Annotated in this window: 5 protein-coding genes and 1 pseudogene; 1 reads left to right on the top strand and 5 read right to left on the bottom strand. The window is 59.6% G+C overall.

All coding sequences use genetic code 11. From position 1 onward, the window contains the following. Positions 1 to 787 (bottom strand): NAD(P)/FAD-dependent oxidoreductase (locus ACXJ7R_RS25715; RefSeq protein ID WP_457154281.1); only part of this gene is annotated, 787 nt, incomplete at its 3' end. Between ACXJ7R_RS25715 and ACXJ7R_RS25710 the strand changes: the two genes are divergently transcribed. Continuing rightward, positions 780 to 1,052, top strand: a complete 273-nt coding sequence (locus tag ACXJ7R_RS25710; RefSeq protein WP_457154280.1) for a hypothetical protein — start codon at positions 780 to 782, stop codon at positions 1,050 to 1,052. The genes ACXJ7R_RS25715 and ACXJ7R_RS25710 overlap by 8 nt on opposite strands. A 349-nt stretch (positions 1,053 to 1,401) precedes the next feature. Here ACXJ7R_RS25710 and maiA read toward each other — a convergent pair whose 3' ends face one another. The 4 genes and pseudogenes from maiA to ACXJ7R_RS25690 form a co-directional block, all read right to left on the bottom strand. Further along, entirely contained in the window at positions 1,402 to 2,037 is a 636-nt protein-coding gene (gene maiA, locus ACXJ7R_RS25705) for a maleylacetoacetate isomerase (protein ID WP_457154279.1), read from the bottom strand. Beyond that, entirely contained in the window at positions 2,034 to 2,237 is a 204-nt protein-coding gene (locus ACXJ7R_RS25700; RefSeq protein ID WP_457154278.1) for a DUF2783 domain-containing protein, read from the bottom strand. The genes maiA and ACXJ7R_RS25700 overlap by 4 nt, the downstream gene beginning before the upstream one ends. After that, on the bottom strand, positions 2,234 to 3,853 hold the full coding sequence (locus ACXJ7R_RS25695; protein WP_457154282.1) for an FAD-dependent oxidoreductase: 1,620 nt from the start codon (positions 3,851 to 3,853) through the stop codon (positions 2,234 to 2,236). The genes ACXJ7R_RS25700 and ACXJ7R_RS25695 overlap by 4 nt, the downstream gene beginning before the upstream one ends. Positions 3,854 to 3,885: 32 nt before the next feature. Continuing rightward, positions 3,886 to 4,398, bottom strand: a pseudogene (locus ACXJ7R_RS25690) (MBL fold metallo-hydrolase); the annotation flags it as partial.

Raw genomic sequence — 4,398 nt, 5'->3', positions numbered from 1 at the left:
GCTTGCCTGCGTCCTCCTTGTAGTAAGATCGTTCTTCCGAAATCACCAGAATGGGCGTTTTTGAGTCGAGCTGGGCGATCGGTTCCGTAACCATATAGAAGTGTTCGGCCGCGTGAAGCGGCACAGCCACGCCGACCTTGCGCGCCAGTTCCCTAGTCCACATGCCGCAGGCCAGAACAACCGTGTTCGCCTCGATCTGCCCGTCATCAGTCTCGACGCCGACGATCCTATCGCCGCGTTTGAGGAGTCCAGTGACATTTGTATCCTCGAAGATGCTGACGCCACCTTGGCGAGCGCCCTTGGCCAGGGCCATGGTATAGTCCACAGGATTGACCTGACCATTTTCGGGAATATGAAGCGCCCCTAGGATGCCATCAATGTTCAGAAGCGGCCACGCCTCTTGAAGTTCTTCTGGCGTCACCATTGGAGCCAGAACGCCAATATATTGGGCATAGGAAGAGGAGCGCCTCAGGAGTTCCAGCCGATTTTCGTCGAGGGCGATCATAAAGCCGCCATTCTGCTTGAATCCTGTGGACTGCCCGGTTTCTTCTTCGAGGCGGCGCAGAAGATCTATCGAATATTTCGCTAAATCAGCCATTGATCGCGATGGCCTCAGTCGACCGACAATGCCGGCCGCGTGCCACGTCGTTCCGGATGTCAGTTTCTTGCGCTCCAGCAAGACGACGTCACGTTTTCCGAACTTCGGCAGATGGTAGGCAATCGAGGTTCCGACGATTCCACCCCCGACAATTACGACATCGGCGCGTGCGGGAATTTGCTTGGACACTGACTTTCTCCCCTCAAAAAGCGGCTTCCAAGCCGATCTGGATAAGCTCGAACAAGATGGAAAAGTGATCGCCTTCAGGCATCAGCCCTCCGCGTTTGTCTTGCCGCCTATCGGTCCATACGCGACGCTTGTTCGATACGATCGTAGATCGTTGATTATATCGCAACGCCGTTTCATTACTATTTCCGGCGCAAACGCGAGTGTCAATGCCCGTCCAGCAGTGAAGGAGCCGATTGCAGGCTGGACCGTCGTGCAAAGCCGTTGACCCAGAGCGCCTCTGCACGGCCTCGGTTATCAGGCTCGTCAGCCCGCGGCCGGCGGTGACGTCCGATAGGACTCGGCGCAAGCGAAGTCAGACCAGCAATGCGATGTCAGTTCGGTGTTTACGCGAAGAATTGCAAAGCGCAGGATTGCCGACGCCGAAACCGGCGAAGCAGGCCAAATCGGACGCACCGGTCCGGAGAAGTTTTTGGTGAGGCTCAGTTCTGGCCCTGTGACAGCGCGCCCGCGACCGACGCGGCACCGGCCTTCATGGGAAGGCTATCGGGCTGCTTTTTATGTCGTGAGCTGGCGTTCAAGTGGTCGCCCTAGGTGCACGGGGCGAACTTTCGCAATCATGTCTTTACCGCTTCCGGATGGGCCGCGCGAAAGGCTGGCAGTTCCGCACAAGTGGAATCGATGGCCCGAATGCGGGGCATGTCCTTGAGATCGACACCCCATCGCTCAGCATTGTAGACCTGCGGCACAAGGCAGAAATCTGCCATAGTCGGGCTGTCTCCATGACAGAATCTGCCAGTTGACGGATGCGTGAGCAGGGTTTCAAACGCGCGAAGCCCCTCCCCGATGAACTTACGCATCCAAGCAGCGCGGACTGCGTCGCCGCCTCCAGTGAGTTCCACGACATGGGCGCTGACACCCATGTTACACACAGGATGAATATCCATGGCGATCGCGTGGGAGAGAGCCCTAACGCGCTGGCGGCCGGGCGCATCTTTCGGCAGCAACGTGGCCTCGCGGGTTTCGCAGAGATATTCGATGATCGACAGCGACTGGGTCAGCATCACGCCGTCGATGTCGAGCACGGGTACGAGACCTTGCGGATTGCGTGCCAGATGGTCCCGCGATTTATGGGTCTTGTCCAGGAGGTTTACGGGGACTGCTCGATAAGCGAGGCCGATGCTGTTAAGCGCGATGCGCACACGGTAGCTCGCAGACGAGCGCCAGTAGTCGTAGAGAACGATGTCGCTCACGTCGGTTTGCCGCAGTGTAACGCAGTTTTGAGCGCTTCACTCAGTACCATTCGGTTACCGATATGGTTGGCGAGCAGCAGAATAAGACGGGCGTTCAAAGCATCGCTTTCAGCCTTGCTCAACCCCTCATGAGCGTCAAGCAGTTCCGCATAGAAATCGTCGGGTCGAGCTATGTTGGGCATGCTTGTCAGTGCCGTCATCGCAATCTCCCGATGGCTTTCAGCAACGCACTCCGAACCGCTGTCTCGTCGAATGCGTGCCAGCGGGCAGCGACGTGCTGATCTGGACGAAGCAGGTAAACGGCGCTCGTGGCGGTCCCGAGCCAACGTGCGCGAAAAGCCTCGGTGTCGTCGCCGGTCGCGGCCACGACGACGCGTTCGATCGGAATGCCGTCGATGTCCAGCATCTCAGGCGCTCCGGCATTGATGGTAAGAAGCTGGAAGCCGCCACCAAGGCGGTCGAGTAGCCAGCCTCCGCCCACAGGCGCATCCACAGCCGGCGAACCTGGCCGGGTTTGCATCGGCAAACCGTCACAATCGGGCCCGTTCAGCGGAGAGCCGTCATAGGTCGATGGAACCGAAAGGCGGCCTGAGTTGACCATGGGGCGCGTGGCTGGAAGGTGCTCTGAAAGATCGAGCACGGCGTCGCGGAAGAGGCGGCTGGTCTCGGACTTCGGCGTGATGAAGTCTGTCGAGCGCGACGAATTGAGGATATTTTCATCAGCTGCCTGCACCCGCTCGGCGTCATAGCTGTCCAGCAGGCTCGCAGGCGCTTTGCCGTCGATCACCAGCTTGAGCTTCCAGGCAAGATTGTCAGTGTCTTGCAGGCCCGAATTGGCGCCGCGGGCGCCGAAGGGCGAGACCTGATGCGCGCTGTCGCCGGCAAAGATCACCGGACCATGGCGGAATTTTTCCATGCGCCGGCATTGGAACGTGTAGATCGAGACCCAGTCGAGTTCGAACTGCGCGTGCTCGCCGAGAAACGCCTTTAACCGCGGGACCACCTTTGCCGGCGTCGATTCCGCTTGCTTGTCGATGTTCCAGCCAAGCTGCAGGTCGACCCGCCAGACATTGTCAGGCTGCTTGTGCAAAAGCGCGGACTGGCCGCGGTTGAAGGGCGGATCAAACCAGAAGCGGCGCTCAACCGGAAAAGCAGGACTGTCTTCCATAACGATGTCGGCGATCAGGAAGTTGTCCTCGAAGATCCTGCCGATGAAATCGAGGCCGAGTGCCTTGCGCACGGGGGAACCTGCGCCATCGCAGGCGATCAACCAGTCGGCGATCAGATCATACGGGCCATCCGGCGTATCGACGGAGACACGGACACCGTTTCCGGTATCATTGACGCCTGTCACGCGATTCTTGCCGCGCAGCTCGATCGGTCGCCCTTCCGCCTCCAGCGTGCAGGCACGGTCAACGAGATACTGCTCGAGGTAGTATTGCTGGAGATTGATGAAAGCCGGCTGTTTGTGACCGCCCTCGGGCAACAGGTTGAATTCGAAGACCTGTCGTTCGTCGAAATACACCTTGCCTACGCTCCACTGCACACCCTTCTCCACCATCGAAGCCGCACAGCCGAGCCGATCCAGGATTTCCAGCGAGCGCTTGGCAAAGCAGATGGCGCGCGAACCGAAGCTCACCTTGTCATTGTCGTCGAGTACAACGACGGCAATGCCCTGACTGGCCAGGTCGATCGCCAAAGCAAGGCCCACAGGCCCCGCCCCGACGATGGCGACAGGGCGGCGCACGGGTCTCTCGGCGTCCTGGTCAGACGATCGCCGGTAGGGATAGAGCGGTGTTTCGAAGATCTTGGTGATGTGTGCCTCCCAATCGAACCTTTCGACAGCATTTATCGCTGCAGGGCGTCCCACATCTGGCGGTCGCGTTCGGCGGTCCAGATCCGTGGAGTGTCGATGCCGAGCGCTTCGTCGTAGGCGCGTGCGACGTTGAATGGCAGGCAGTGTTCGTAGATCGCGTAGGCGGCAAATTTCGGGTCGCACTCGGCTCGGCAGGCGTCCCACGCTTCCTTCAGCGTGCCGCCGCCCTGGGCAACGCGGGCGATCGGTCGATAGGTCGAGCGCACGAAGTCGACAGTGTTGTCGAGAGCCTTTTTCACCAGGTCCTTGCTGGTCAGCGCGTCGCCGCGCCCCGGCGCGATCGCGTCGACGTCAAATGCACGGATCGCCTCGATCGTTGCCGGCCAGTCGCTGAAGTGACCATCGCCGCAGTAGCAAGCAGAGTGATATTCGATGATGTCACCCGTGAACATGACGTTCTGGTCGGGGACATAGGCTACGATGTCACCCGCGGTGTGAGCGCGACCAAGATGCATCAGGTCGACCCGGCGCTTGCCCATATAGAC

It is taken from the genome of Mesorhizobium sp. P5_C1 (assembly GCF_054049815.1).
Note: the sequence above shows the minus strand (reverse complement) of the source record. Positions and strands in the feature narration are given on the sequence as shown.